Annotated in this window: 24 protein-coding genes; 5 read left to right on the forward strand and 19 right to left on the reverse strand. The window is 70.9% G+C overall.

What is annotated here, in order from left to right:
• Positions 1–92 precede the first annotated feature (92 nt).
• Entirely contained in the window at positions 93–1,925 is a 1,833-nt protein-coding gene (locus FB465_RS07360; RefSeq protein ID WP_145788713.1) for a bifunctional metallophosphatase/5'-nucleotidase, read from the forward strand.
• 608 nt (positions 1,926–2,533) lie between these two features.
• On the opposite strand, the gene FB465_RS07365 is transcribed toward FB465_RS07360, so the two are convergent.
• Complete coding sequence (locus FB465_RS07365) at positions 2,534–3,787, reverse strand: MFS transporter (RefSeq protein ID WP_145788715.1); 1,254 nt, start codon at positions 3,785–3,787, stop codon at positions 2,534–2,536.
• Between the two features lie 77 nt (positions 3,788–3,864).
• On the opposite strand from FB465_RS07365, the gene FB465_RS07370 reads away from it, so the two are divergent.
• Positions 3,865–4,842 carry an ArsR/SmtB family transcription factor gene (locus FB465_RS07370; RefSeq protein ID WP_145788717.1) on the forward strand — a complete coding sequence of 326 codons (978 nt, stop codon included), beginning with the start codon at positions 3,865–3,867 and terminating at the stop codon, positions 4,840–4,842.
• Between the two features lie 149 nt (positions 4,843–4,991).
• Here FB465_RS07370 and FB465_RS07375 read toward each other — a convergent pair whose 3' ends face one another.
• From FB465_RS07375 to FB465_RS07455, 17 genes are all read right to left on the reverse strand, one after another.
• A complete protein-coding gene (locus tag FB465_RS07375) occupies positions 4,992–6,452 on the reverse strand; it encodes a glutamate synthase subunit beta (RefSeq protein WP_145788719.1) in 1,461 nt (486 codons plus the stop codon).
• Positions 6,445–11,049, reverse strand: a complete 4,605-nt coding sequence (gene gltB, locus FB465_RS07380) for a glutamate synthase large subunit (protein WP_246192559.1) — start codon at positions 11,047–11,049, stop codon at positions 6,445–6,447. Before gltB ends, FB465_RS07375 begins: the two co-directional genes overlap by 8 nt.
• A gap of 458 nt (positions 11,050–11,507) precedes the next feature.
• Complete coding sequence (locus FB465_RS07385; protein ID WP_145797195.1) at positions 11,508–12,209, reverse strand: VIT1/CCC1 transporter family protein; 702 nt, start codon at positions 12,207–12,209, stop codon at positions 11,508–11,510.
• A 271-nt stretch (positions 12,210–12,480) separates the two neighbouring features.
• Entirely contained in the window at positions 12,481–13,410 is a 930-nt protein-coding gene (gene lgt / locus FB465_RS07390) for a prolipoprotein diacylglyceryl transferase (RefSeq protein WP_145788721.1), read from the reverse strand.
• 131 nt (positions 13,411–13,541) lie between these two features.
• Positions 13,542–14,399, reverse strand: a complete 858-nt coding sequence (locus FB465_RS07395; RefSeq protein WP_145788723.1) for a DsbA family protein — start codon at positions 14,397–14,399, stop codon at positions 13,542–13,544.
• Between the two features lie 64 nt (positions 14,400–14,463).
• Complete coding sequence (locus FB465_RS07400; protein WP_145788725.1) at positions 14,464–14,979, reverse strand: MauE/DoxX family redox-associated membrane protein; 516 nt, start codon at positions 14,977–14,979, stop codon at positions 14,464–14,466.
• A gap of 184 nt (positions 14,980–15,163) precedes the next feature.
• A complete protein-coding gene (locus tag FB465_RS07405) occupies positions 15,164–15,421 on the reverse strand; it encodes a hypothetical protein (RefSeq protein ID WP_145788727.1) in 258 nt (85 codons plus the stop codon).
• 237 nt (positions 15,422–15,658) lie between these two features.
• Positions 15,659–16,465 carry a tryptophan synthase subunit alpha gene (gene trpA / locus FB465_RS07410; protein WP_145788729.1) on the reverse strand — a complete coding sequence of 269 codons (807 nt, stop codon included), beginning with the start codon at positions 16,463–16,465 and terminating at the stop codon, positions 15,659–15,661.
• Between the two features lie 2 nt (positions 16,466–16,467).
• Positions 16,468–17,697: a tryptophan synthase subunit beta gene (gene trpB, locus FB465_RS07415; protein WP_145788731.1), complete on the reverse strand. Its 1,230-nt coding sequence runs from the start codon at positions 17,695–17,697 to the stop codon at positions 16,468–16,470.
• Positions 17,698–17,748: 51 nt separating this feature from the next.
• Positions 17,749–17,892 carry a tryptophan biosynthesis modulator TrpM gene (gene trpM / locus FB465_RS37870; protein WP_425461144.1) on the reverse strand — a complete coding sequence of 48 codons (144 nt, stop codon included), beginning with the start codon at positions 17,890–17,892 and terminating at the stop codon, positions 17,749–17,751.
• 7 nt (positions 17,893–17,899) lie between these two features.
• Positions 17,900–18,712: an indole-3-glycerol phosphate synthase TrpC gene (gene trpC, locus FB465_RS07425; RefSeq protein ID WP_145788736.1), complete on the reverse strand. Its 813-nt coding sequence runs from the start codon at positions 18,710–18,712 to the stop codon at positions 17,900–17,902.
• 291 nt (positions 18,713–19,003) lie between these two features.
• On the reverse strand, positions 19,004–19,456 hold the full coding sequence (locus FB465_RS07430; RefSeq protein ID WP_145788738.1) for a DUF2752 domain-containing protein: 453 nt from the start codon (positions 19,454–19,456) through the stop codon (positions 19,004–19,006).
• A 129-nt stretch (positions 19,457–19,585) separates the two neighbouring features.
• Positions 19,586–19,840 carry an HGxxPAAW family protein gene (locus tag FB465_RS07435; RefSeq protein WP_145788740.1) on the reverse strand — a complete coding sequence of 85 codons (255 nt, stop codon included), beginning with the start codon at positions 19,838–19,840 and terminating at the stop codon, positions 19,586–19,588.
• 113 nt (positions 19,841–19,953) lie between these two features.
• Positions 19,954–20,580, reverse strand: a complete 627-nt coding sequence (locus FB465_RS07440; protein ID WP_246192560.1) for a TIGR02234 family membrane protein — start codon at positions 20,578–20,580, stop codon at positions 19,954–19,956.
• Between the two features lie 51 nt (positions 20,581–20,631).
• Positions 20,632–22,134: an anthranilate synthase component I gene (locus tag FB465_RS07445; protein WP_145788745.1), complete on the reverse strand. Its 1,503-nt coding sequence runs from the start codon at positions 22,132–22,134 to the stop codon at positions 20,632–20,634.
• Between the two features lie 42 nt (positions 22,135–22,176).
• Positions 22,177–22,551 carry a phosphoribosyl-AMP cyclohydrolase gene (gene hisI, locus FB465_RS07450; protein ID WP_145788747.1) on the reverse strand — a complete coding sequence of 125 codons (375 nt, stop codon included), beginning with the start codon at positions 22,549–22,551 and terminating at the stop codon, positions 22,177–22,179.
• 26 nt (positions 22,552–22,577) lie between these two features.
• Entirely contained in the window at positions 22,578–23,051 is a 474-nt protein-coding gene (locus FB465_RS07455) for a hypothetical protein (protein ID WP_145788749.1), read from the reverse strand.
• A gap of 146 nt (positions 23,052–23,197) precedes the next feature.
• Between FB465_RS07455 and FB465_RS07460 the strand changes: the two genes are divergently transcribed.
• Entirely contained in the window at positions 23,198–23,722 is a 525-nt protein-coding gene (locus tag FB465_RS07460) for a hypothetical protein (RefSeq protein ID WP_145788752.1), read from the forward strand.
• A 49-nt stretch (positions 23,723–23,771) separates the two neighbouring features.
• Here FB465_RS07460 and FB465_RS07465 read toward each other — a convergent pair whose 3' ends face one another.
• Positions 23,772–24,467: an ester cyclase gene (locus tag FB465_RS07465; protein ID WP_145788754.1), complete on the reverse strand. Its 696-nt coding sequence runs from the start codon at positions 24,465–24,467 to the stop codon at positions 23,772–23,774.
• A 134-nt stretch (positions 24,468–24,601) separates the two neighbouring features.
• On the opposite strand from FB465_RS07465, the gene FB465_RS07470 reads away from it, so the two are divergent.
• Both FB465_RS07470 and FB465_RS07475 read left to right on the forward strand, forming a co-directional pair.
• Complete coding sequence (locus FB465_RS07470) at positions 24,602–25,246, forward strand: TIGR03085 family metal-binding protein (RefSeq protein ID WP_145788755.1); 645 nt, start codon at positions 24,602–24,604, stop codon at positions 25,244–25,246.
• A 132-nt stretch (positions 25,247–25,378) separates the two neighbouring features.
• Positions 25,379–26,170 (forward strand): VOC family protein, encoded by a 792-nt coding sequence (locus FB465_RS07475; protein WP_145788757.1) that lies wholly within the window; start codon positions 25,379–25,381, stop codon positions 26,168–26,170.
• The last annotated feature ends 101 nt before the right edge of the window (positions 26,171–26,271 follow it).

Below are 26,271 nucleotides of genomic sequence, written 5' to 3' on the forward strand. Positions count from 1 at the left end.
TCGCCGGGCGGATTCCCCGGCAGACTTCTACGCGCGTTCCTCTACGCGCGTCACAGCTGCTGACGGTCCGTCTGCCCCCGTTGGAGTCGTCCATGCCCCTGAATCGTCGTGACTTCGTCACCCGCTCGGCCGCCACCGCCGCCGGTGCGGCCCTGGTCGGCGGCCTTCCGGTCGCCGCCGCCACCCCGGCCGCCGCCGCGACCCCGGCCACGGCGGGCGAGGCGGAGGGGCTCAAGAAGGCCCCGCTGAAGCAGTCCTTCACCGTGATGGGCACCACCGACCTGCACGGCCGGGTGCTGAACTGGGACTACTTCACCGACGCCGAGTACGACGACAAGGCGCACAACGACGTCGGCCTGGCCAAGATCTCCACCCTGGTGAACCGGATCCGCGAGGAGAAGGGCTGTCACCGCACCCTGCTCATCGACGCCGGCGACATCATCCAGGGCACCCAGCTGACCTACTACTACGCCCGCGTGGAGCCGATCGCCGGCAAGCGCCCGCCCCGGCACCCGATGGCCGAGGCGATGAACGCCATAGGCTACGACGCCGCCGCCCTCGGCAACCACGAGTTCAACTACGGCATCCCGACGGTGCGCGCCTTCGAGGAGCAGCTGGACTTCCCGCTGCTGGGGGCGAACGCGCTGTTCGCCAAGAACGAGCGCCCGGCCTTCCAGCCGTACGTCATCAAGGAGCTGCACCTCGGGCACGGCCGCCCGCTGCGGGTGGGCATCCTGGGCCTGACCAACCCCGGTATCGCGATCTGGGACAAGGCCAACGTCTCGGGCCAGATGGTCTTCCCCGGCATCGTGGAGATGGCGAAGAAGTACGTGCCGCGGATGAAGGCGGCGGGTGCGGACATCATCGTGGTGTCGGCCCACTCGGGCATCGACGAGCCGACGACCTACGGCGACCAGCTGCCCTGGCCCGAGGACGCCTCGGGCGAGATGGCGGAGACGGTGCCGGGGATCGACGCGGTGCTGGTGGGCCACACCCACAAGGAGGTGCCGCAGCGGCTGATCGTCAACAAGGAGACCGGGAAGACCGTCGTGCTCTCCGAGCCGCTCTGCTGGGCGCAGCGGCTCTCCTGCTTCGACTTCGAGGTGGAGTTCAGCCGGGGCCAGTGGCACGTCACCTCGCTGACCTCGCGGGTGCTGAACTCCAACACGGTGCCCGAGGACCCGGAGATCGTCGAGCTGATCAGCGCCCAGCACAAGAAGGTCGTGGAGTACGTCAACCAGGTGATCGGCACCTGCAAGGCGGAGCTGTCGATCGCCGAGGCCCGTTTCAAGGACGCGCCGATCATCGACCTCATCGGCCGGGTGCAGGCGGACACCGTCAAGGCGGCGCTGGCCTCGACCTCGTACGCCAACCTGCCGGTGCTGGCGCAGGCCGCGCCGTTCAACCGCACGGCGCTGATCCCGGCGGGGACGGTGAAGCTGCGGGACGCAGCGGGGCTGTACATCTACGAGAACACGCTGGAGGCCCGGATCCTGACGGGTGCTCAGATCAAGGACTACCTGGAGTTCTCGGCGAAGTACTTCGCGCAGCTGGCCGTCGGCGACCCGATCAACCTGGACACGCTGACCAACCAGCAGAACACGCCGGACTACAACTTCGACTCGGTGTACGGCGTCTCGTACGACATCGACCTCACCCGGCCGGTGGGCTCGCGGATCGTGAACCTGTCGTACGAGGGCAAGGCGGTGGACCCGGCGGCGCAGTTCGTGCTGGCGGTGAACAACTACCGGGCCAACGGCGGCGGTAACTTCCCGCACGTCGCGTCGGCGACCAAGGTGTGGGCCAACTCGGACGAGATCCGCAACACGATGATCGCGTGGGTGAAGGCCAAGGGTGTCATCGACCCGGCGGACTTCGGCGGGGTGACCTGGCGCCTGGTGCGCGCGGGCATGCCGCTGTTCTGATCCCTGAGGAACCGGTCGGCGGCACTGTACGTCACAGTGCCGCCGATTCGTCGTTACGGGGGAACTGCCATGACCAAGAAGCTCGCCGCACTCGCACTGCTGCTCACGCTGACCACCGCCTGCGGCTCGAACGGGGACATTCCGAAGTCGAGCGGCGGCCTGGCGAGAGGGCCGATCCCGGAGGCGCACCAGCGCGCCGACGTAGTGGCCAAGGCCTGGCCGAGCTCGGCGGAGGAGCGGGCCTGGGCGACGGGCTACTACCCGGTGAACGCCGGACCGGAGTGGCTGCCGAAGGACGCCTTTCACGGCGGGAACGACAAGTTCGCCTACCTGAGCGGGCAGTTGTTCCCCGATGTGGCGGGAGCCGGTTGGACCGGCACCTCGGCGGACGGGCTCACGCTGACCGGCACCGTGGGGCACGGGGACTGCGACGAGATTCAGCGGACCGAGGCCTACGAGACGGACGCGGTGGTCGTGCTGATCGCGTACCTCCACCCGACCAACCCGACCAAGGGGTCAGGGATGGGCAGGCGGTGCGGCGCTGCGCTCCGGCCCGGCGACCTTCCACCTCGCGCACCCGCTCGGCAACAGGGTCGTCCTCGACCTCATCACGGGCGCCCCGCAGGTGCAGCGGCCGGGGCTGACAGCAGTGACGGCCGAGTGACCGACCGTTCGAGAAGCAGCAGCGCGGGTACGGCGGCCAGGCTCAGCGCGCCGAGGAAGAGCCACGGGCAGGCGCCGCCGTACCCGAGCAGAAGGGTCAGCAGGCCGGGTGCGACGGCCTGGCCGACCGTCCAGGAGAGCTGGTACACGGCAAGGTAGCGGCCGCGCATACCGGGGTCGGCCAGGCTCACGCTGAGGTCCTCGCGGTACGGCGTGGCCACCGTCTCGGCGGCGTTGTAGATCAGCATCGCGGTGTAGAGGCCCGCCATGACCGCCCAGCCGGGGGCCGCCGAGAGCAGCGCGAACAGACCGAAGGCGAGGGCATTGAGCAGCGAACCTGCGGCGATGACCCGGATCGGGCGGAAGCGGGCCAGGCGGCGGGTGACGGTGGTCTGGGTGAGCACCACCTGCGCGCTGTTGAGCACCAGCAGCGAGCCCGCCACCCAGGCCTGCCGGTGCAGGTCCTCGGTGAGGTAGACGGCGAGCAGCAGGCTGAGGATCAGCGAGGCGAAGACGAAACTCAGATTGATGGCGACCAGCAGCAGGTAGCGCCGGTCCCGCAACACCGTGCGGTAGCTGCCCCGGACCGCTTCCCGGGCGACGGCGGCCGCGCGGGCGGGTCGCCAGGTGGCCAGCAGAGCTGCCGCGACCGCGAAGCTGACGGCGTTGAGCAGCACGATCGCGCGCAGCCCGCCGGTGCCGCCAACGCCCAGCAGCAGTGCGCCGATTGCCGCGCCGACGGCGAGGCCGCCATTGCGGAGCGATCCGATCAGCGCGAACCAGCGCGGGCGGTCCGCCTCCTCCGCGGCGAGCACGACCAGGCCGGTGCTGGAGGTCCAGTAGGCGGCGGTGCCGACCTGCGCGAGCCAGACGACGGCGATGATCTGCCAGACCCGGCCCGCCGCCAGCATTCCGGTGTAGGCGAGAGCCGAGAGCAGGTTCGCGGCGGCGGCCACCGTGCGGGCGCCGAGCCGGTCGATGAGCGGCCCGGTGAGCAGCGCGGTCGGCATCGCGAGCAGCCGGGCCAGGGTGATCGCTGCGCCGATCGCAGTCAGGCCGAGCGTGGTGGTGCGGACGAAGTAGACGACGGTGAAGGCGAGCAGCAGCCCGCTGCCGAGGCTGTCGATCAGGTGTGCGCCGAGGAGGTTACGCTGCTGGCCGACGGCCCGCAGGGGCCGGGCAATGGTCGCGGAGGTCATGGGCTCGATCCTCGGGCCGGTGATCACCGGGGCCCAGAGATTTCGTCCTGCTGGAATCCTCGGAGGGTGGCGCGTACGTGCTGACGCTGGAGTTCTCCGCCCAGGACCTGGCGATGACGCGCTTCGCCTGCTCGCCGCTGTGGGAAGTCACCAACAGCGTCCAGGTGTTGAAGGAGCCGGGCGAGCATGCGGTGCACCTGCCGTGGGTGCGGCAGGCGCGGGCCCGGCTCGAAGGGGTGGGCATCGAGCTGCTGGCGCAGTTGGTCCCGGTGCCCACCGTCTACACCCCGGACTTCCTCACGCCGATCCCGCTGAACTTCGCGCCGACCGTGGAGGAGGAGCTGGAGCGGCTGCTGGCCACCGGCCACCACCAGGTGCGGGCCGACCTCGACCGGATCAGCGGCGAACTCCCGCCGCTGGTCGCCGAGTTCAGGAACAGACCGGCGGCCGGGCTGGACCGGCTGGCGGCGGAGGTGCTGGCGTACTGGAATGCCGCGATCGCACCGTTCTGGCCGCGCATCCAACGGCTTGCCGAGGGCGAAGTACTGCGCCGCGCACGGCAGATGTCCACCGGCGGGCCGGCGGCCCTCTTCGCCGACCTGCACCCGGCGGTGAGCTGGGAACGCGGCACCCTCCGGGTGGCCCACCGCTGGTTCCGCGCCGAACGTCAACTGGACGGCGAACGCGGTCTCGTGCTGGTCCCCTCCTCCTTCGCCTGGCCCGGCATCTACTCCCAGACCAACCCCCCGCACCAGCCCGGCCTGGTCTACGCCCCACCCGGCGTCGCCACGCTCTGGGAACACTCCACCCCGGTCCCCGACGGCCTGACCGCCGTCCTCGGCCGTGCCCGCGCCCTGCTGCTCACCGAACTCGACGCCCCGGCCTCCACCACCGAACTCGCCCTGCGCACCGGCCTCTCCACCCCCAACGTCTCCCACCACCTCTCCGCCCTCAGCGGCGCCGGCCTGGTGACGCGCCATCGTGCGGGCCGTAGCGTGCTGTACGTACGCTCAGCGGTGGCTGAGGCACTGCTGGCGGCGAGCGCCGGGACATGAAAACGGCACCTGCCCCCAACTTGGTCGGGGAGGGAGCAGGTGCCGTTGTGACCGCATTGGCCCGGCGGCTCTGACGGGTCGCGGTTTGGTGCAGCCGGATGGGGAGCATCCGGCGGATTGCGGTGAGGGTTTTTCGACCGCCCGGGCCGTCAGACCACCAGGGGGCGGTCGGTCGGGCGGATCGGAGCGGGGAGGGCGGTCTTGCCGCCGAGGTACTTGTCCACCGCGGCTGCGGCGGAACGGCCCTCGGCGATGGCCCAGACGATCAGCGACTGGCCTCGGCCCGCGTCACCGCAGACGTACACGCCGTCCACGTTGGTCGCGAACTTGGAGTCGCGGTTGATGTTGCCGCGGGCGTCGAGGTCGACGCCGAGCTGCTCGACCAGGCCGTTCTGGACGTCCGTGCCGGTGAAGCCCATGGCCAGGGTGACCAGCTGCGCCGGGATGGAACGCTCGGTGCCGGGGACCGGCTCGAACCGGCCGTCCTTGAACTCGACCTCGACCAGGTGGAGTTCCTGGACGTTGCCGTCCTCGTCGCCGCTGAAGTGGGTGGTGTTGACGGAGTAGATCCGCTCACCGCCCTCCTCGTGCGCGGAGGTGACCTTGTAGGTCATCGGCATGGTCGGCCAGGGCTGGTGGCCCGGGCGCTCGTCGCTCGGCCGGGGCATGATCTCCAGCTGGGTGACCGAGGCCGCGCCCTGGCGCAGGGCGGTGCCCAGGCAGTCCGCACCGGTGTCGCCGCCGCCGATCACGATGACGTGCTTGCCCTTGGCGGTGATGGGGGGCTCGACGAAGTCGCCCTCCTGCACCTTGTTGGCCAGCGGCAGGTACTCCATCGCCTGGTGGATGCCCTTGAGCTCCCGGCCGGGGACGGGCAGGTCGCGGGCGGTGGTCGCACCCGCCGCCACGACGACCGCGTCGAAGCGCTCGCGCAGCTGCTGGCCGGTGATGTCCTCGCCCACGTGGACGCCGGTACGGAACCGGGTGCCCTCCGCGCGCATCTGCTCGATGCGGCGGTTGATGTGGCGCTTCTCCATCTTGAACTCGGGGATGCCGTAGCGCAGCAGGCCGCCGATGCGGTCGGCGCGCTCGTACACCACCACGGTGTGCCCGGCCCGGGTGAGCTGCTGGGCGACGGCCAGGCCGGCCGGGCCCGAGCCGACCACGGCCACGGTCTTGCCGGACAGGCGCTCCGGGATCTGCGGGGTGACCCCGCCGCGGTCCCAGGCCTTGTCGATGATGGTGACCTCGACGTTCTTGATGGTCACCGCGTCCTGGTTGATCCCCAGCACACACGCCGACTCACAGGGCGCCGGGCAGAGGCGGCCGGTGAACTCCGGGAAGTTGTTGGTCGCGTGCAGCCGCTCGATCGCACCGGTCCAGTCCTCCCGGTACGAGAGGTCGTTCCACTCGGGGATGAGGTTCCCGAGCGGGCAGCCGTTGTGACAGAACGGGATGCCGCAGTCCATGCAGCGGCCGGCCTGCTTGGTGATGATCGGCAGGAGGCTGCGCTCGACGTAGACCTCGTTCCAGTCCCGCAGACGGACGTCCACGGGCCTGCGCTCGGCCAACTGCTTTCCGGTGGTCAGGAAGCCCTTGGGGTCAGCCATGTGCCGCCTCCATCATCTTGCGAGTGGTCTCGGACTCGGAGAGTCCATCGCGCTCAGCGGCATCCTTGGCGGCGAGCACTGCCTTGTAGTCGGTCGGCATGATCTTGGAGAAGCGGGAGACCCCGCTGCCCCAGTCGGCCAGGAGCTCGGCGGCCACGGTGGAGCCGGTCTCCTCGTAGTGCTGCTGCACGGTCTCGCGCAGCCAGTCGCGGTCGGCGGCGGTCGGGGCCTCGATGCCCACCATGCCGTCGTTCACGTTCGCCGGACGCAGGTCCAGGACGTACGCGATACCGCCGGACATACCCGCTGCCAGGTTACGGCCGGTCTCACCCAGGATGACGACCCGGCCGCCGGTCATGTACTCCAGGCCGTGGTCGCCCACGCCCTCGACGACCAGGGTGGCACCGGAGTTGCGGACGGCGAAGCGCTCGCCGGCCTTGCCGCGCAGGTGGATCCGGCCGCTGGTGGCGCCGTACCCGATGGTGTTGCCCGCGATGACGTGGTGCTGGGCGTCGGCGCCGATGGCGGCCGCCTCGCGCGCCGGGCGGACGATCACCACACCGCCGGAGAGGCCCTTGCCGACGTAGTCGTTGGCGTCGCCCTCCAGCCGCAGCGTGATGCCGCGCGGGACGAAGGCTCCGAAGGACTGGCCGGCGCTACCGGTGAAGGTGACGTCGATCGTGCCCTCGGGCAGGCCCTCGCCGCGGTACCGCTTGGTCACCTCGTGGCCGAGCATGGTGCCGACGGTGCGGTTGACGTTGCGGATCGGCAGCTGGATGCGGACGGTCTCGCCGTGCTCCAGGGCCTCGGCCGAGAGCTCGATCAGCTCGTTGTCCAGCGCCTTGTCGAGCGAGTGGTCCTGCGTGGTGGTGTTGTGCAGGGCCGCGCCCTCGGGGAGCTCGGGCACGTGGAAGAGCGGGGCCAGGTCGAGACCGGCGGCCTTCCAGTGGGTGATCGCGGCGGCCGCGTCGATGTGCTCGGCGTGGCCGACGGCCTCCTCGATGGAGCGGAAGCCCAGCTCGGCGAGGATCTCGCGGACCTCCTCCGCGATGAACTCGAAGAAGTTCACCACGAACTCGGGCTTGCCGGAGAAGCGCTCGCGCAGCACCGGGTTCTGGGTGGCGACGCCGACCGGGCAGGTGTCCAGGTGGCAGACGCGCATCATGATGCAGCCGGAGACGACGAGCGGCGCGGTCGCGAAACCGAACTCCTCGGCGCCCAGCAGAGCGGCGATGACCACGTCACGGCCGGTCTTCAGCTGGCCGTCGGTCTGGACGACGATGCGGTCGCGCAGGCCGTTGAGCAGCAGGGTCTGCTGGGTCTCGGCGAGGCCGAGCTCCCAGGGGCCACCCGCGTGCTTCAGCGAGGTCAGCGGGGAGGCACCGGTGCCACCGTCGTGGCCGGAGACCAGGACGACGTCCGCGTGCGCCTTGGAGACACCCGCGGCGACCGTGCCGACACCGACCTCCGACACCAGCTTCACGTGGATACGCGCGGCCGGGTTGGCGTTCTTGAGGTCGTGGATCAGCTGAGCCAGGTCCTCGATGGAGTAGATGTCGTGGTGCGGCGGCGGGGAGATCAGGCCGACACCCGGGGTGGAGTGCCGGGTCTTGGCGACCCACGGGTAGACCTTGTGGCCGGGCAGTTGGCCGCCCTCGCCGGGCTTGGCGCCCTGGGCCATCTTGATCTGGATGTCGTCCGCGTTGACCAGGTACTCGCTGGTGACGCCGAAGCGGCCGGAGGCCACCTGCTTGATCGCCGAGCGGCGCGCCGGGTCGTACAGGCGCTCCGGGTCCTCGCCGCCCTCACCGGTGTTGGACTTGCCGCCCAGCTGGTTCATGGCGATGGCGAGGGTCTCGTGCGCCTCCATCGAGATGGAGCCGTACGACATGGCGCCGGTGGAGAAGCGCTTGACGATCTCGGAGACCGGCTCGACCTCGTCGACGGAGATCGCGGCCCGGCCCTTGCCGTCCAGCTTGAACAGGCCGCGCAGCGTCATCAGGCGCTCGGACTGCTCGTTCACGCGCTCGGTGTACTGCTTGAAGATGTCGTACCGGCGGCTGCGCGTGGAGTGCTGCAGGCGGAAGACCGTGTCCGGGTCGAACAGGTGCGGCTCGCCCTCGCGGCGCCACTGGTACTCGCCGCCGATGTCCAGCGCGCGGTGCGCGGCGGTGATGCCGGAGGCGGGGTACGCCTTGGCGTGGCGGGCGGCCACCTCCTTGGCGATCTCCTCCAGGCCGATGCCGCCGAGCTTGGTGGTGGTACCGGAGAAGTAGGTGTCGACCAGCTCCTGGGAGAGGCCGATGGACTCGAAGACCTGGGCACCGCGGTACGAGGCGACGGTGGAGATGCCCATCTTCGACATGACCTTGAGAACGCCCTTGCCGAGCGCCTTGATCAGGTTCTTGATGGCCTTCTCGGACTCGACGCCGGTCAGGAAGGTGCCCTGCTCGACGAGGTCCTCGACGGACTCCATGGCCAGGTACGGGTTGACCGCGCCGGCGCCGTAGCCGATCAGCAGCGCGACGTGGTGCACCTCGCGGACGTCACCGGCCTCGACCAGCAGCGACACCTGGGTGCGCTGCTTGGTGCGGATCAGGTGGTGGTGCACGGCGGAGGTGAGCAGCAGCGACGGGATCGGCGCGTGCTCGGCGTCCGAGTGGCGGTCCGAGAGGACGATGATGCGGGCGCCGTCGGCGATCGCCGCGTCGGCCTCGGCCGCGATCGCCTGCAGGCGGTTGGCCAGGGCCTCGCCGCCGCCGGAGACCTTGTAGAGGCCCGACAGCGTGACGGCCTTGAGGCCGGGCTGGTCGCCGTCCGCGTTGATGTGGATCAGCTTGGCGAGCTCGTCGTTGTCGATCACCGGGAAGGTGATGCCGACGGAGCGGCAGTGCGCGGCCTCGGCGGCCAGCAGGTTGCCCTCGGGGCCGAGGTTGCTGAGCAGCGAGGTGACGAGCTCCTCGCGGATGGCGTCCAGCGGCGGGTTGGTGACCTGCGCGAAGAGCTGGATGAAGTAGTCGAAGAGCAGGCGCGGCTTCTCGGAGAGCGCGGCGATCGGGCTGTCGGTGCCCATCGAGCCGAGCGCCTCGCCGCCGGTCTTCGCCATCGGGGCGAGGATGACCCGCAGCTCCTCCTCGGTGTAACCGAAGGTCTGCTGGCGGCGGGTGACCGAGGCGTGGGTGTGGTGGATGTGCTCGCGCTCGGGGAGCTTGGCCAGCTGGATCTGCCCGGCGGCCACCCACTCCTCGTACGGGTGCTCGGAGGCGAGCTGCGCCTTGAGCTCCTCGTCCTCGACGATGCGGTGCTCGGCGGTGTCGATCAGGAACATCTTGCCGGGCTGCAGGCGGCCCTTCTTGATGATGTTCTCCGAAGCGATGTCGAGCACGCCGACCTCGGAGGAGAGGACGACCAGGCCGTCCTCGGTGACCCAGTAGCGGGCCGGGCGCAGGCCGTTGCGGTCCAGGACCGCGCCGATCTGGGTGCCGTCGGTGAAGGTGACGCAGGCCGGGCCGTCCCAGGGCTCCATCAGGTTGGAGTGGTACTGGTAGAAGGCGCGGCGGGCCGTCTCCATGGTGGCGTGGTTCTCCCACGCCTCCGGGATCATCATCAGCACCGAGTGCGGCAGCGAGCGGCCGCCGAGGTGGAGCAGCTCCAGGACCTCGTCGAAGGACGCGGAGTCGGAGTGGTCCGGGGTACAGATCGGGAAGATCCGGCTGAGGTCGCCGGGGATGAGGTCGGTGGCGAGCTGGGACTCGCGGGCCGTCATCCAGTTCCGGTTGCCCTTGACCGTGTTGATCTCGCCGTTGTGCGCGACGAAGCGGTACGGGTGGGCGAGCGGCCAGCTCGGGAAGGTGTTGGTGGAGAAGCGGGAGTGCACCAGGCCGAGCGCGGAGGCGTAGAGCCGGTCCGACAGGTCGGGGAAGAAGGGCTCCAGCTGGCCGGTGGTCAGCATGCCCTTGTAGACGATGGTGCGGGCGGAGAGCGACGGGAAGTACACGCCGGCCTCGCGCTCGGCGCGCTTGCGCACGACGAAGGCGGTGCGGTCCAGCTCCAGGCCCGCCTTCTCGCCACCGGCCAGGAAGATCTGGCGGAAGCGGGGCATGACCGAGCGGGCGGTGGCACCGAGCAGGTCGGGGGTGACCGGGACGTCGCGCCAGCCGAGGACGGTGACGCCCTCCTCGGCGGCGATCGCCTCGATCTGGGCAACCGCGGCGGCGTCGGCGGCGTCCTCCTGGGGGAGGAACGCGATACCGACGGCGTAGGAGCCGGCGGCCGGAAGCTCGAAGGAGACCTTGGAACGCAGGAATGCGTCCGGGACCTGGGTCAGGATGCCCGCGCCGTCACCGGAGTCCGGCTCGGCGCCGGTGGCACCGCGGTGCTCCAGGTTGCGCAGGACGGTCAGCGCCTGCTCGACGATCTTGTGGTCGGCGATGCCGGTCAGCGTGGCGACGAAACCGACGCCACAGGCGTCGTGCTCGTTTCGCGGGTCGTACAGGCCCTGAGCAGCAGGTCGCGCATCCGGAACGAGCGCGTAGGGCCGGCGGGGGGCGCCGGCCTGCTGGGGCTCGTTGGCGGAGTGCATGGATGCAGACAGCATCGGCTCTCCCGTCGTCGTCTTTGGCAAAGTGCAAGTGCAATAGGGACGACGTTGGCCCTCTGCGATTTCGTGCAGGTTACATGATGCCGGATATCCCGAGAAGTGGAATATCGCGTCCACATGGCGGACGCAGCCCCAGCTCAGGAGCTATTACCGGCTGGTAACCGGAGCGATGAGAAGCGGACGCCGGTCCGCACGCTCTCACCAGTGTGCCCGGACGCACCCGGACTGAAACAGGGGCGAAATCCTCCGTCCACATGGCGAGAACGGCACTACCTGCGAATCCATCATCGACAGCCGACCGACAGGCACGAATCTTCGGGTCGGCACGTCCGCTGGTGAGGTTAGGCCAGGTCACCGGGGCGAACCCATGTGTGGAACGTCACGCAGCTGACGGCATATCCATGCAAGACCCTGTGCCATCGCACGAAGCCTTCGGGTAGGGTGCCCCGCCCGCGTCAGCCGACGTGCCCGCCGATCAGCATGCCCAGCAGGTACGTGACGCCGGCCGCCGCGCCGCCCAGCACCAGCTGACGCAGGCCGCTGAACCACCAGGCCCTGGCCGTCACCCGGGAGACCACCGCACCGCATAGGAAGAGACCGAGCAGCGAGAGCACCAGGGCCGGCAGCAGCGAGGTCGCACCCAGCAGGTACGGCAGCAGCGGCAGCAGCGCGCCCAGCGCGAAGCAGGCGAACGAGGAGGCGGCGGCCACCAGCGGCGACGGGAGGTCGTGCGGGTCGATGCCCAGTTCCTCGCGCGCGTGGATCTCCAGGGTCTGGTCGGGGTCGGCGGACAGCTGCCTGGCCACCTCGCGGGCGAGCTTGGGATCCACGCCTCGCGACACGTACAGCTGCGCCAGCTCGGCCAGCTCGCCGTGCGGGTTCCGGTGCAGCTCCAGGCGCTCGGCCTCGATCTCGGCCTCCACCAGCTCACGCTGGGAGGCCACCGAGGTGTACTCCCCCGCCGCCATCGAGCACGCGCCCGCGGCCAGGCCGGCCAACCCGGTCAGGATCACCGTGCTGCTGCTGACCGCGCCGCCGACCACACCGGCCATCAGGGCGAAGTTGGAGACCAGACCGTCCATCGCACCGAAGACGGCCGGCCGCAGCCAGCCGCCGTTGACGTCACGGTGGTGCCCCTCCGCCGGAATGCGGGGCATGGGGTGCTCCTCGGCGATCGGCTCGGCAATGGTTACGGTCACGGTCTCGGCCTTTCTTCGAACGTCCACCCCGGCCGCCGGCCGGGGTACCCCCCTCGGACGCAGCCGGGCACGGCGAAAGGCCGTGAGGGTGGCTGCCCGCAGGGCTCTCACACAGTCGAAACTAGTCCGAAGATTAGACAGATTCCAGCAAAGTAAGGCTGTCCGAACAGCGCTCCGGCCGCCCGCCACCGAAGCGGTGGGAGCGGCCGGGGCGCTGCGTTTGCGCAGGTCAGGCAGGGGTTCCCGAGCCGTTGTCGGTCCTCTCGGGGGTCGCGTCCGCGACCGGGGTGTCCACCTTGTCGTCCACGGACTGAGTCACCTCGTCGCCGTGGGCGGCCGGGTCGATCGAGTCGGGAGCCTCCCGGCCGGGGTGCTTCTTCCCGACGATCACCAGGTAGACGACCGCGCCGATGAAGACCAGGATCGAGGTCCAGTCGTTGAGCCGCAGACCGAGGATGTGGTGCGCCTCGTCGATCCGCAGGTACTCGATCCAGAAGCGGCCCACCGTGTAGGCCGCCACGTACACCGCGAAGGCGCGGCCGTGACCCAGGGTGAAGCGGCGGTCGGCCCAGATCACCAGCAGGGCGACGCCGATGCACCAGAGCGACTCGTACAGGAAGGTCGGGTGGAAGACGCCGTCGATGACGGTGCCGTCGGACTCGACCTTGTGGATCTCCAGCCCCCACGGGAGGGTGGTCGGCTTGCCGTAGAGCTCCTGGTTGAACCAGTTGCCCCAGCGGCCGCAGGCCTGGGCGAGCGCGATGCCGGGCGCGATGGCGTCGGCGTACGCCGGCAGCGGGACGCCCCGGCGGCGGCAGCCGATCCAGGCACCGACCGCGCCGAACGCGATCGCACCCCAGATGCCGAGGCCGCCCTCCCAGATGGCGAAGGCCTTCCAGGGGTTCTTGCCGTCGCCGAAGTACAGCTGGTGATCGGTGATCACGTGGTAGAGGCGGCCGCCGACCAGGCCGAACGGCACGGCCCAGACGGCGATGTCGCCGACCGTGTGCTTGGCGCCGCCCCGGGCGACCCAGCGCTTGCTGCCGAGCCAGACGGCCACGACGACACCGATGATGATGCAGAAGGCGTACGCGCGCAGCGGGATGGGGCCCAGATAGAGGACGCCCCGCGACGGGCTCGGAATGTAAGCGATATCCATGGCGATGTCGACGCTACCGTGTTCGCGCACCCAAACGGGCACCGGCATGGGTCACAGCTTCCGAACTGTTCTCCCGTACGCGACACCGCCGTGCCCCGAGCGGGGGCACGGCGGCGCGTCGGTGCGGTGGATCAGGGGGACGGCGGGGTGTTGGTCTCGGCGGCGGTGCTGGTCGGGGCCGGGCTGGCGGAGGCGGCGCCGGTGGTGCCCAGCGGCTTGCCCTGGTTGGCCTCGTCGACCCACTTCACCAGGTTCTCCGGGCTGATCTGCTCCTCGCCCTTCTTCGGATAGACCGGGGTGCCGTTGAGCAGGATCGTGGGGGTCGACTTGAAGCTGGACTTGTCGAAGTCCTGCTGGACGGCCGAGACCCAGCCGCCGTACTTGTTGTCCTTGACGCAGGCCTCGAAGGTCGGGGTGACCAGCCCGGGGACCTGCTTGGCCAGGTTGATCAGCGTGGTGGTGCTGCCGAAGGAGTCCGCGGTCTCGTCCGGCTGATTCTTGTACAGCACGTCGTGGTAGTCGCGGAACTTGCCCGCGTCCTGCGCGCAGGCCAGCGCGTTGGCGCCGTACTTGGAGCCCTTGCCGCCGAGCGAGCGGTCGATGAACGACACGATGTGGTAGTTGAGGTAGACCTTGCCCTGGTCCTCGAGCTGGTCCACGGTCGGCGAGAACTGGCGCTCGAAGGAGCCGCAGGCCGGGCAGCGCGGGTCCTCGTAGACGGTGAGGACGGACGGCGCGTTGGCCGGGCCGGCCGGGATCACCAGGTTCTTGTCCCCGATCGCGCCCGCGGGCGCGGAGACCGGGGTCTCCGGCTTGGAGCGCTGGTTCTGCACCACGACGCCCACCGCGGTGGCGACGGCGATGACCGCCACCACCACGCCGATGATGATCATCTTCTTGTTGCGCTTGGCCCGAGCCTCCTCCGCCGCCCGCTCCTGCTGCATCCGCTCGCGGGCGGTGCGCTTGCCTTCTCGGTTCTTCTCACTCATCACTCGGTACGTCCAAGGTGGGGGCCGATGGATTGTTCGGACAGCGGCTCTGAACAGCGTTCCGCTAGGCGGCGAGCCAGGCGTCGGCCGAGAACTTCGTCCGGGGCCGGAAGATCAGCCAGGCCGCGAGCAGCAGGAAGCCGCAGTCGCGCAGGATCTCCTGCAGGTACTCCGTCTTCGAGGAGTCGACCGCCCCGCCGCCGCCGAAGCAGCCGCAGTCGATCGAGATGCCGCGGGCCCAGGCGGAGCTGATCCCGGCGATGAAGGTGAGCAGCAGCACGGCGGAGATGACGGCGTCGATCCGCACGCCCAGGCCGATCAGCAGCAGCAGGGCGAGCGCCAGCTCCAGGAACGGCAGCCCGTAACCGACCGGCTTGACCAGGGACTCAGGGAGGATCTCGTAGGCCCGGACGGCCTGCGCGGCCTCGGCCGGGTCGGAGATCTTGGCCAGCCCGGCCCAGCCCCAGACCAGCGCGAGGGCGATCCGGACGACGAGGCCGAACCACTCCCCCGCCTGCCCGTCCACCGCGCGGCGCAGCGCGGAGCCGGCCCGCGGCTCCGCGGTCTGCTGACTGGCCATCGGGAATCCCCTCGGTTGGTCACCGCCGCTGCCGACCGGGCGCGGCGCCCTGACGCGGTGTCACCCACGCTTCCCGATGAACCGTAGGGGATGAGTGAGGGTTCCTCCACATTCGCGCATTAAGCCGAATGAGTGATGGATTCAGGTAGTTGTCCGGTCTGTTCGGCCCCGGATCCGAACCGCTCTAGCGGCCGCCCGAGCCGCAGCGCCCGGGCGTGACCACCCCCGTCAGCACCGGCCGGCCGTCGCTCTGCGAGCGGCTTGCGCGGACCACCGATTCCACCCTGGCGGCCTCGCTGCACACGTACGCGTCGCGCTCGGCGCGCTCCGCACCCCGCTTGGCCAGCGCATGTCCGACCGTGGCCTCGGCTCCGATCGCCACCCCGAGGGCGAGGGCGGCGGCGGCCGCCCGCAGGAGTACGGCGCGCTGGAGGCACGGCACGGGCGGCTCCTTCGATAGCTCTCGGCGGTCTTCCGGTCCGGTCCGCGACGGTCGAACAGTGCACGAACCACGTTGGGTGGAAGGATCCCCAACTCGTCCCTCCACTCAACGCCGGTCAACCCCCGCCGATGCGTCAGGTGGCCACTCTTCACCCGTACGGGTTCACCGGCTTGCGGATGCGCGACAGCCCGTCACCTCTCCCAGGACTCGGGAGAGGTGACGGGCTGTCGGAGAGAGCTACCGGCGCCGGACGCCCTCGGCGAGCTCGCCGGCCAGCGTCCGGACGGCGTCCAGGGCGGCCGCCTCGTCACCGTCGGCGTCCAGGATGCGCTGGACGAAGGCCGAGCCGACGATCACACCGTCCGCGAAGGCCGCCACCTCGGCCGCCTGGGCAGCCGTGGAGACCCCGAGGCCGACGCAGACCGGCAGGTCGGTGGTGGCCCGGGTACGCGCGACCAGGTCCTCGGCCAGGTTGCCGACGGCGGCCCGGGTACCCGTCACGCCCATCACGGCGGCCGCGTACACGAAGCCGCTGCCGGCCGCGGTGACCTCGGCCAGGCGCGGGCCCTTGCTGCTCGGGGCGACGACGAACACGGTGTCGAGACCGTGCTCCCCGGCGGCCTTGCGCCACTCGTCCGACTCCTCGACCGGCAGGTCGGGCAGGATGCAGCCCGCGCCCCCGGCGGCAGCCAGGTCGGCGGCGAACCGGGCGACGCCGTAGCGGTCGACCGGGTTCCAGTACGTCATGACCAGCACCGGTGCGTCGGTGGCGGCGGCCACCTCGGCGACGGTGCGCAGCACGTCCTTGATCCTGACCCCGCCGCGCAGGGCGATGTCGTCGGCGGTCTGGATGGTCGGGCCGTCCAGGACCGGGTCGGAGTGCGGCAGGCCGACCTCGACGATGTCGCAGCCGCCCTCGATCAGGGCGCGGACCGCCTTGATGCCGCCGTCGACGGTCGGGAAGCCGGCCGGGAGGTAGCCGATCAGGGCGGCCCGGTTCTCCGCCTTGGCGGCGGCGAGGGCCTTGCTCAGCTTCGAGCTCATGGTCACTTGCCCTCGCTGTCGTAGAGGCCGAAGTACTGGGCGGCCGTGTGCATGTCCTTGTCGCCGCGGCCGGAGAGGCTGACCAGGATGGTCGCCTCCGGGCCGAGCTCGCGGCCCAGCTCCAGGGCGCCGGCCAGCGCGTGGGCGCTCTCGATGGCCGGGATGATGCCCTCGGTGCGGGACAGCAGGCGCAGGGCCTGCATGGCCTGGTCGTCGGTCACCGGGCGGTACTCGGCGCGGCCCGAGTCCTTCAGCCAGGCGTGCTCGGGGCCGACGCCGGGGTAGTCCAGACCGGCCGAGATGGAGTGGCTCTCGATGGTCTGGCCGTCCTCGTCCTGGAGGACGTAGGTGCGGGAGCCGTGCAGCACGCCGGGGTCGCCCTTGGTGAGGGTGGCGGCGTGGCGCGGGGTGTCGGCGCCGTCGCCGGCCGCCTCGCAGCCGATCAGGCGGACGCCCGCGTCGGGGATGAACTCGTGGAAGATGCCCATCGCGTTGGAGCCGCCGCCGACGCAGGCGACGACCGCGTCCGGCAGCCGGCCGGTGCGGTCCAGGACCTGCTGCCGGGCCTCGATGCCGATCACCCGGTGGAAGTCGCGGACCATCATCGGGAAGGGGTGCGGTCCTGCCACGGTGCCGAACAGGTAGTGCGTGGAGTCGACGTTGGCGACCCAGTCGCGGAACGCCTCGTTGATGGCGTCCTTGAGGGTGCGGCTGCCGGACTTCACGGCCACCACCTCGGCACCGAGCATGCGCATCCGGGCGACGTTGAGCGCCTGGCGCTCGGTGTCGACCTCGCCCATGTAGATGGTGCAGTCGAAGCCGAACAGCGCGCAGGCGGTGGCGGTGGCCACGCCGTGCTGGCCGGCGCCGGTCTCGGCGATGATCCGGGTCTTGCCCATCCGGCGGGTGAGCAGCGCCTGGCCCAGCACGTTGTTGATCTTGTGTGAACCGGTGTGGTTCAGGTCCTCGCGCTTGAGCAGGATGCGGGCGCCGCCCGCCTCGGCGGAGAAGCGGTGCACATCGGTCAGCGGGCTGGGCCGGCCGGTGTAGTCCTTGAGCAGGGCGTCCAGCTCGGCGGCGAAGGCCGGGTCGGCCTTGGCCTTCTCGTACTCCTCGGCGACCTGCTCGACGGCGGCGACCAGCGCCTCGGGGATGAACCGGCCGCCGTACGCCCCGAAGTAGCCCCGTGCGTCGGGGACTTGGGTGCCTGGCAGGTAGTCGTTCTCGGACATGGCGAAAGTCCTTGTGGATAGATGGCTTTCAGTGACGTGGAACGGCTGTGCTCAGCCGTGCGTCCTTCGCCATCGACGACCCTGCACCTGGCCGGGCTCGCAGCCGATCACGTACCGCACCCGTCGCCCGAGCACCCGGCGTGCGGGCGCGCGACAGCCGCGCGGGCGGCAGCCGGGAGCGAGGCGACGGGCCATCTTCGGGTCAGCCCCGCCCGGTGTTGCGCAGGGCCGGGTGGGCACCGGCGGCGACCAGGTCGGCCACGGCGGCCTTCGGGTCCTTGCCGGTGACCAGGGACTCGCCGACCAGGACGGCGTCGGCTCCCAGGTTGGCGTACGCGATCAGGTCGTGCGGGCCGCGCACACCGGACTCGGCGACCTTGACGATGTGCGCCGGGATGGCGTCCACCACGTTGCCGAAGGTGTTGCGGTCCACCTCAAGGGTCTTGAGGTTGCGGGCGTTGACGCCGATGATCTTCGCGCCGGCGTCGACGGCGCGTGCGATCTCCTCCTCGTCGTGCACCTCGACCAGCGGGGTGAGCCCGATCGACTCGGCCCGCTCGATGAGCGAGACCAGAGCCGGCTGGTCGAGCGCCGCGACGATCAGCAGGGCGAGGTCGGCGCCGTGGGCGCGGGCCTCCCAGAGCTGGTACGCGGTCACGATGAAGTCCTTGCGCAGCAGCGGGGTGTCCACTGCGGCGCGGACGGCGTCGAGGTCGGCGAGCGAACCGCCGAAGCGGCGCTGCTCGGTCAGTACGCTGATTGCGGCGGCACCGCCGGCCGCGTAGTCAAGCGCCAGGGCGGCCGGGTCGGCGATCGCCGCCAGCGCGCCCTTGGAGGGGCTGGAGCGCTTGACCTCGCAGATCACCCGGACACCGTCACCGCGCAGCGCGGCCACGCCGTCCTTGGCGTCGGGTGCCTTGGCGGCCAGCTCCTTGAGCTCGTCAAGGGAGACCCGGGCCTGTCGCTCGGCGAGGTCCTCACGGACCCCGTCGATGATCTCGTCGAGCACACTCACGCGGGCGCCCCCATCATTCTGCTAGGCATTCAGCTGGGCATTCAGCCAGCCAGCCGCCGGGGGACGGGTTGTCCTCCCGGACCGGCAGTTCGGTCAAGGCGAACGGGTGCGAATCGCACGGAACGGTGAGGATCCTGTGCTCGTACGCCCCCGTCTGCACTTCGATGGTATCGGGCGCAGGGGGCGCGAAGCGCATCCGCCCGGCGCGCGTCTCGCGGAGCGGACCGGTGCGTGCGCTGTTCGCTCCGCTGGGTCACCCCCTAGGGGTCACCCGTGGCATCACGCTCCGGGTCACACGAGCGGCGGCGCCAGGCCGGCTCCCGCCGGGAGATTGCGGAAGATCATGAAGAGCGCCAGGACCAGGGTCAGCAGCACGGTCTGCCTGAGCCCGATGCTGAACCGGGGTGCCTGGCCGCCGGTGAGCGCGGCCCAGAGCCAGCGCAGCCAGAGCACCCCCAGCACCGCCGCCAGGACGAGCACCAGCAGGTTGTCGTGGCCGGCCGTGGTGAGGTCGCCGTGGGCCAGCGCGTGGACGCAGCGCAGGCCGCCACAGCCCGGGCACCACCAGCCGGTGGCCTGCAGGACCGGGCAGGTCGGGTAGTGGCCGGGGGTGTTGGGGTCGACGGCGGCCACGTACAGGGTCGGGATGCCGACGGCCGCCAGCGCGGCCAGCGGGCGGCTGAGCCGGCGCAGCACGGACGGCTGCGGGGTGGGTGCGGCGGACTGCGGGGCGACGGCGTTCACCCTGCCGATTCTGCCCCCGCCGGGGCCGCCGGACACCCACATGCGAAACGGCGGGCGTGGCGCCCGCCGTTCGACCTACAGCTGTTCGACCCTCGAGAGTTCGGCCCGGTGGGGCCGGGATCTCGAATATCAGGCCGCGGAGACCGCGGCAGGCTCCTCGACGGCGGCCGTCGTGGTCGCGTAGTGGGGGCTGGGCTGCTTGCCGAGGCCCGCCATCGACATCGCCTTGCCGACCACGCCGGCGACCAGGACGACGGCCAGACCGACCCAGAAGAGCCACACCGCGGGAATGATCATGGCGACGCCGCTGACCGTGAAACCGACGAAGGCGATGGTCACGCCGGTCCAGGCGGCGGGAGTGTTGCCGTGCGCATTTGCCGACATCTGAGGGTGCTCCTTGGTTCTCCGGGTCCCGGCCGGGCTGCGCGGGGCGCTCGGCGGGTTGACGTGTTCCATTGTGCCGGGCGGTGACGACCGACCCAAAGCGGGGTCCGGGGTCAGTGGGTGGGATCTTCGCCACGGTCGAGTGCCTGCCACAGGTCGGCGGGCGTCCCGGCGGGCCCGGCCGACGGCTTGCGGGCCGGAGCCTTGCGTGCGGGGGCGTCGTAGCGGGCGCCCATCGCGGGCCAGCCGCTCCCGTACCGGACGGTGAGCAGCCCGGCCCCCGCGAGCAGCAGCCCGCCCGCCAGGGCCACCCAGGGCCAGGCGCTGTGAGTGATCTGCTCGGCCTGCGCACTGACCAGCGCGAGCTTGCGCCCCGCCTCGGCGTCCAGCGCCCCGTTGTCGTACGCACCGAGCACGGCCCCGGCGGCCACGCCGAGCCCGGCCAGCACCACCAGAACGCCGACGGCGATCCGCCCCGCGCCCCGTACCGCGAACACGGCCACGGCCGCCGCCAGGGCGACCAGGGCGAGCCCGCCCGGCAGACCGGAGATCGTGCTGCCGGTGACGCTGATCTCCAGCTGTTCGCCGACCCGCCCCTCGGCCCAGGTCCGCCCGACGGCGGTCAGCACCAGCACGGCGCCGAGCGCGGTGAGCAGCAGCATCACGCCGAGGCTGCGCCGACCGCCGTTCGGTCCGGCGGTCGCGGGCTCGGCGTTACGGGGCGAAGGCAGTCCGGTCACCCGTCCACTATCCATGACGGGTGTCCCGGACCGCCGAGCCGGGGTCTGCCGCTACCGCAGGGTGTTGGCGGTGGCGACGGCCCGGAGGACGGCGGCGGCCTTGTTACGGCACTCGGTGTCCTCGCTCTCCGGGTCGGAGTCGGCGACCACGCCCGCACCGGCCTGGACGTACGCGGTGCCGTCGCGCAGGACGGCGGTACGGATGGCGATGGCCGTGTCGGAGTCGCCGGCGAAGTCGAGGTAGCCGACGCAGCCGCCGTAGAGGCCGCGGCGGGTGGGCTCCAGCTCCTCGATGATCTGCATCGCGCGCGGCTTGGGCGCACCGGAGAGGGTGCCGGCCGGGAAGCAGGCGGTGAGCACGTCGAAGGCGGTCCTGCCCTCGGCGACCTGGCCGGTCACGGTCGAGACGATGTGCATCACGTGGCTGTAGCGCTCGATCGACATGAAGTCGACCACCTCGACGCTGCCCGGACGGCAGACCCGGCCCAGGTCGTTGCGGCCGAGGTCGACCAGCATCAGGTGCTCGGCCCGCTCCTTGGGGTCGGCGAGCAGTTCGGCGGCCAGCTCGGCGTCCTCGTGCGGGGTGGTCCCCCGGTGCCGGGTACCGGCGATCGGGTGGACCATCGCCTGACCGTCCGTCACCTTCACCAGCGCCTCGGGGCTGGAGCCCACCACGTCGAAGCCGCCCTCCGCCGTGCCATCCGGGCCGGGGAAGCGGAACAGGTACATGTACGGGCTGGGGTTGGTGGTCCGCAGCACCCGGTAGACGTCCAGAGCGCTGGCCGGGCACGGCGCCTCGAAGCGCTGGGACGGGACGACCTGGAAGGCCTCGCCGGCCCTGATGCGCTCCTTGATCTCCTCCACGGCGGCCCGGTACGGAGCTCCGCCGAAGGGTGAGTGGGCGTCAACGGCGGTGGGGGTGAAGGTGGCCAGGCCCGGATCGACCGGGCGGCGCAGGTCGGCCTCCATGGTGTCCAGGCGGGCGACGGCGTCCGCGTACGCCTCGTCGACGCCGCTGGCCAGGTCGTTGTGGTTGACGGCGTTGGCGATCAGCACCACCGAGCCGTCGGCATGGTCGAGGACGGCCAGGTCGGTGGCGAGCAGCATGGTGAGCTCGGGGAGCTTCAGGTCGTCCGGCGTGAGGTCGGGCAGCTTCTCCAGGCGGCGGACGATGTCGTAGCCGAGGTAGCCGACCAGGCCGCCGGTGAGCGGCGGGAGGCCGTCGTCGGTGTGGCGGGGGGTGTGCAGGGTCTCCAGCGCGGCGCGCAGGACCTGCAGGGGGTCGCCGGAGGTGGGGATGCCGACCGGCGGGGCGCCGTGCCAGCGGGCGTTGCCCTCGGGGTCGGCGGTGAGGGTGGCCGCGCTGCGGACGCCGACGAAGGAGTAGCGGGACCAGCTGCCCTGCTCGGCCGACTCCAGCAGGAAGGTGCCGGGGCGCTCGGCCGCCAGGCTTCGGTACAGGCCGATGGGCGTGAGGCCGTCCGCGAGGAGCCGGCGGGTGACCGGGATGACCCGGGTGTCTACGGCGAGCTTGCGGAAGGCCTCAAGATCCATGGGTGACGGCACCGTTCGTGAGCAGGGACGGGTGGGGAAAGGTTAGCGAGCGACCGGCAGGACGTCCTCGTCGAAGCAGGTCCGCGCGCCGGTGTGGCAGGCCGCGCCGACCTGGTCGACCTGGACGAGCAGCGTGTCACCGTCGCAGTCCAGGGCGACCGCCTTGACGTGCTGGAAGTGGCCGGAGGTGTCGCCCTTGACCCAGTACTCGCGGCGGCTGCGGCTCCAGTAGGTGCAGCGGCCGGTGGTGAGGGTGCGGTGCAGCGCCTCGTCGTCCATCCAGCCGAGCATCAGTACCTCGCCGGTGTCGTACTGCTGCGCGATCGCGGGGAGCAGGCCGTCCTCGGTGCGCTTGAGGCGAGCGGCGACGGCGGGATCGAGGGCGGTGCTGCCGGGGGCGGCGGGTGTGGTGGACATGGAGCCATTCTTGCAGGTGGCGCCACTCACTCGGCCGGGCTCTCGCAGCCGTCCGGCCAGACCACCTGCACGTAGAGGCCGGCCCGCTGCGCCGCCTCGACGACCTTGGCCGCTTCGCTGCCGGGGCGGCCGTCCCAGACCGCGATCAGCTCGTCGATCATGCCGACCAGCGCCCGGCAGGTGTCGTCCCCGAGCCCGCCCACCTCGACGGGGGCCAGCCGGTGCACGGCGTTGGCCTCGTTCAGCAGGCGCTGGCGGGCCTTGCTCCCCTTGCCGGCGAACGCCCCGGCCCGCCCCGCACTCGCCGAGACGATGACCTCGACCTTGCCCCCGTGATCGAGCACCGACTGGGCGAACCACGTCTCCGGCCCCTCGGCCAGACAGGTCACCCCGACCAGCTCGTAGCTGCCGAACGTCGTCACCAACTGCCACAGTTCGCCACGTACGAGCATCTCGGTGAGATCCGAGAGCCCCTCGTGCCCGATGATTCCGACTCGCATCAGATTCCTCTTGATCCGGGCCGTGCCGCCGACAGCGTATAACGCACCGTGCGGTACCGAGTTGATCGGCCTTCGACCAATGGCTCCAAACCCGTGGCAGCGCCCGGGGGCTGCGGACAGAATGGCTGCGAGGCTAGGGGGCCGGGTTGGAGCAGAGGGAGCGTTCGCGCCGTCGGTGGGTGGTGGCGGTGGTCGTGCTGGTGGCGCTGCTCGTCGGGGGCGGGGTGCTGCTGTGGCCGGAGGAGAAGAAGGCGGCGTTGTCGCCGCCTCCGCAGCCGAGTGTGAGCAGCAGCCCAGCGCCGAGTCCGTCGAAGGTGCTGCCGTACCCCTACTTCCTGCCGGGGACGTGCTTCGACCACCCGCAGTTGAGCACGGTCATCACCAAGGCGGAGGCCCGGCCGTGCGAGGCGGAGCACGACGGGGAGGCCATCGCCAATGTGCTGCTGCCGGAGGGGCTGACCGACGACGCGCAGATCGGGCGCGCGCTGCGCGAGGCCTGCAAGGCGCCGCTCGCGGAGTGGGACAAGCGGCAGGGCGGCGGGGGGCCGTACTACGGCTTCCCGTTGGGGCCGTATCTGCAGTACTACCAGCAGGGGATGCGCGAGGCCACGTGCACCATGACGGTCAGCAACCGGCAGGGCGGCCGGAAGTTGACGGGTCATCTGCACTAGGACGCCCGTGCAGTCCGGTCAAGGGCCCGTCGCACCCGGTCGGGCCCGGTCACCGCGGGAGCAGGCCGAGCTGGCGCATCATGCCGAGGTTGTCCCAGTTCCACCAGCCTTCCTGGATCTTGCCGTTGCGGAACCGGAAGGTCGTGGTGCCGGTCATCTCCACCCGCTTGTTGGTGGCCGGCAGGCCCATGAACTCGCCGCTGTGGACGCCGCTCCAGCTCCACCGGGTGGCGACCTCGTCGCCGTCGGCCAGCTGGCTCCCGAGGGTGAAGGTGATGGAGTCGAAGCCCGCCAGGTACCCGGCGGCCTTCTGCTTCATGCCCGCCGCCCCCATCGTGTCGACCTCGTTCGCCTGGTCGTGGTCGTGGTAGTCGAGCGCGAACAGTTCGTCGACCACGTCCACGTTGCCCTTGCCGACCTCCTCGAAGAAGCGGCGCGCGGCCGACTTGTTGAGCTGCTCGTCGCGGATCACGTCGAGGTCGGTGAAGGTCGGCGGCTCGTCGCAGAGCGCCACCATCTCGCGGAATATCCGGTCGGTCTCGGGGAGGTGGGAGTTCTTCATCGCCTCCTCGTACGAGGGGAACTCCACGATCTCGACGATGTGCTTGGAGTCTGCGCGGTCGGCCGCGACGACGGAGTGGGTGGCCGTCCTCTTACCTTGGGTCTGTTCGACCCAGGTGTCCATCAGGCGGTTGAGGTCGTCGACCTTGTCGGTCTTGCAGTCGATGATCTGGACGAACGTCATGGCGTACCTCCGGGTACCCCCCGGCCTCGATCGTCCGCGCGCCGTGCCCGCCCCCAGCTCCCACTGTCCTCCGGGGCCCCAGACCCGGCAAGGGCAGTCCCGGCCCGTGCCCGGCAAGGGCCTATCGTGGCCCTATGTCGAACCATGCCCGCGCCGAGCGCCACCGCCTCGCCGAACTGCTGGCCGCGGCCGGCCCGCAGGCGCCGACGCTGTGCTCCGGCTGGACCACCGGCGATCTCGCCGCGCACCTGGTGCTGCGGGAACGACGGCCCGACGCGGCCGCCGGGATCCGGGTGAAGCCGCTGGCCGGCTGGACCGCCAGGGTGCAGGAGCAGTACGCGGAACGCCCGTACGAGGAGCTGCTGCGGCTGTTCCGCACCGGGCCGCCCGTGCTGTCGCCGTTCGCCCTGCCCGGGGCGGACGAGGCGGCCAATGTGGTCGAGTACTTCGTGCACGCGGAGGACGTCCGCCGGGCGGGTGAGTGGCAGCCGCTGACCGTGCCGGAAGGGCTGGCGGAGACGCTGTGGCGGCGGCTGCCGATGCTGGCGCGGCTGGAGGCCGGGGCGAAGACACCGGTCCGGCTCGTTCTGCAGCACCCCGACGGGCGGACCGTGACGGTGGCGCGCCGGAGCGCCGACACGGTCCGGATCATCGGCGAGCCGGGCGAGCTGATGCTGTTCGCGTACGGGCGCGGGGCGAACGCCGTGCTCCAGGTGGAGGGACCGCCGGAGGCGGTGGCAGCACTGCGCGGCAGGCTTCCGATCGGCCCGATCGACTGACCGCGGCGAGGCCGCGCCCGGTTGTCAGTGGGGTGTGCCAGCCTGAGGGATGGCCGGGAAGTGCCGTGCGTCACAGCCTGTCGCGTGCAGCCCCGGTCACTGGTTCGTCGACATGTCGAAGGGGAACAGATCATGATCACCACCGACTTCAAGCCCGGCTCACCCAGCTGGATCGACCTCGGCAGCCCGGACACGGAGGCTGCCGCCACGTTCTACGGCGCGGTCTTCGGCTGGTCGTTCCAGTCGCTCGGCCCCGAGGCGGGCGGGTACGGCTTCTTCCAGAAGGACGGCAGGACCGTCGCCGCGCTCGGTCCGCTGACCGAGGAGGGTGCTAGCTCCGCCTGGACGATCTACTTCCAGACGCCGGACGCCGACGCCACCACCAAGGCGACGGAGCAGGCCGGCGGCACCGTCCGGGTCGAGGCCTTCGACGTCATGGAGGCCGGGCGGATGGCGTGTCTCACCGACCCGACGGGCGCCCAGTTCTCGGTCTGGCAGCCCGGCACGACGAAGGGCCTCGACGCCGTCACCGATCCGGACACGCTGGTCTGGATCGAGCTGCACACCAGCGACGTGCCGAAGGCGCTGGGCTTCTACAAGGCGCTGTTCGACTGGAAGTCCATGGAGATGGAGGTGCCGGGGATGACGTACACCATCGTCACCCCGGCCGGCGGCGCCCCGGACGACCACTCGGCCATGTTCGGCGGCCTCGCTCCACTGCAGGACGAGCACCAGCCGACGGCCTGGATCCCGTACTTCGAGGTGACGGACGCCGACGCGGTGGTCGCCCGCGCGGAGGCGGCCGGCGGCAGCGTGATGATGCCCGCCATGGACGCGCCGGACATCGGCCGGATGGCCTGGCTGACGGACCCGTTCGGCGCACCGTTCGCGGTGATCAAGAGCGTGCCGCCGCAGAACGCCTGAGGCAGGCGATCAGCTACATCAGGGGCGCGGGGAACGGCGCGGGTATCCACGCAATCGGGCATCTGTACAGGAGCCCGTTCCCCGAGCCCCTGATGGTGCAC

Source organism: Kitasatospora atroaurantiaca (genome assembly GCF_007828955.1).
In the GTDB taxonomy this organism is placed as follows: Bacteria; Actinomycetota; Actinomycetes; order Streptomycetales; family Streptomycetaceae; genus Kitasatospora; species Kitasatospora atroaurantiaca.

Bases quoted from the DNA above. Each gene is read 5' to 3' on its own strand.
- hisI (WP_145788747.1), bottom strand. From the start codon at position 22,551: ATGTCCACCACACCCGCCGCCCCCGGCAGCACCGCCCTCGATCCCGCC.
- FB465_RS07435 (WP_145788740.1), bottom strand. From the start codon at position 19,840: ATGTCGGCAAATGCGCACGGCAACACTCCCGCCGCCTGGACCGGCGTG.
- lgt (WP_145788721.1), bottom strand. From the start codon at position 13,410: ATGGATATCGCTTACATTCCGAGCCCGTCGCGGGGCGTCCTCTATCTG.
- FB465_RS07375 (WP_145788719.1), bottom strand. From the start codon at position 6,452: ATGGCTGACCCCAAGGGCTTCCTGACCACCGGAAAGCAGTTGGCCGAG.
- FB465_RS07360 (WP_145788713.1), top strand. From the start codon at position 93: ATGCCCCTGAATCGTCGTGACTTCGTCACCCGCTCGGCCGCCACCGCC.
- trpB (WP_145788731.1), bottom strand. From the start codon at position 17,697: ATGTCCGAGAACGACTACCTGCCAGGCACCCAAGTCCCCGACGCACGG.
- FB465_RS07395 (WP_145788723.1), bottom strand. From the start codon at position 14,399: ATGAGTGAGAAGAACCGAGAAGGCAAGCGCACCGCCCGCGAGCGGATG.
- trpA (WP_145788729.1), bottom strand. From the start codon at position 16,465: ATGAGCTCGAAGCTGAGCAAGGCCCTCGCCGCCGCCAAGGCGGAGAAC.
- FB465_RS07455 (WP_145788749.1), bottom strand. From the start codon at position 23,051: ATGCGAGTCGGAATCATCGGGCACGAGGGGCTCTCGGATCTCACCGAG.
- FB465_RS07465 (WP_145788754.1), bottom strand. From the start codon at position 24,467: ATGACGTTCGTCCAGATCATCGACTGCAAGACCGACAAGGTCGACGAC.
- trpM (WP_425461144.1), bottom strand. From the start codon at position 17,892: ATGGCCCGTCGCCTCGCTCCCGGCTGCCGCCCGCGCGGCTGTCGCGCG.
- FB465_RS07365 (WP_145788715.1), bottom strand. From the start codon at position 3,787: ATGACCTCCGCGACCATTGCCCGGCCCCTGCGGGCCGTCGGCCAGCAG.
- FB465_RS07385 (WP_145797195.1), bottom strand. From the start codon at position 12,209: ATGCCCCGCATTCCGGCGGAGGGGCACCACCGTGACGTCAACGGCGGC.
- FB465_RS07475 (WP_145788757.1), top strand. From the start codon at position 25,379: ATGATCACCACCGACTTCAAGCCCGGCTCACCCAGCTGGATCGACCTC.
- FB465_RS07400 (WP_145788725.1), bottom strand. From the start codon at position 14,979: ATGGCCAGTCAGCAGACCGCGGAGCCGCGGGCCGGCTCCGCGCTGCGC.
- FB465_RS07470 (WP_145788755.1), top strand. From the start codon at position 24,602: ATGTCGAACCATGCCCGCGCCGAGCGCCACCGCCTCGCCGAACTGCTG.
- FB465_RS07445 (WP_145788745.1), bottom strand. From the start codon at position 22,134: ATGGATCTTGAGGCCTTCCGCAAGCTCGCCGTAGACACCCGGGTCATC.
- gltB (WP_246192559.1), bottom strand. From the start codon at position 11,049: ATGCTGTCTGCATCCATGCACTCCGCCAACGAGCCCCAGCAGGCCGGC.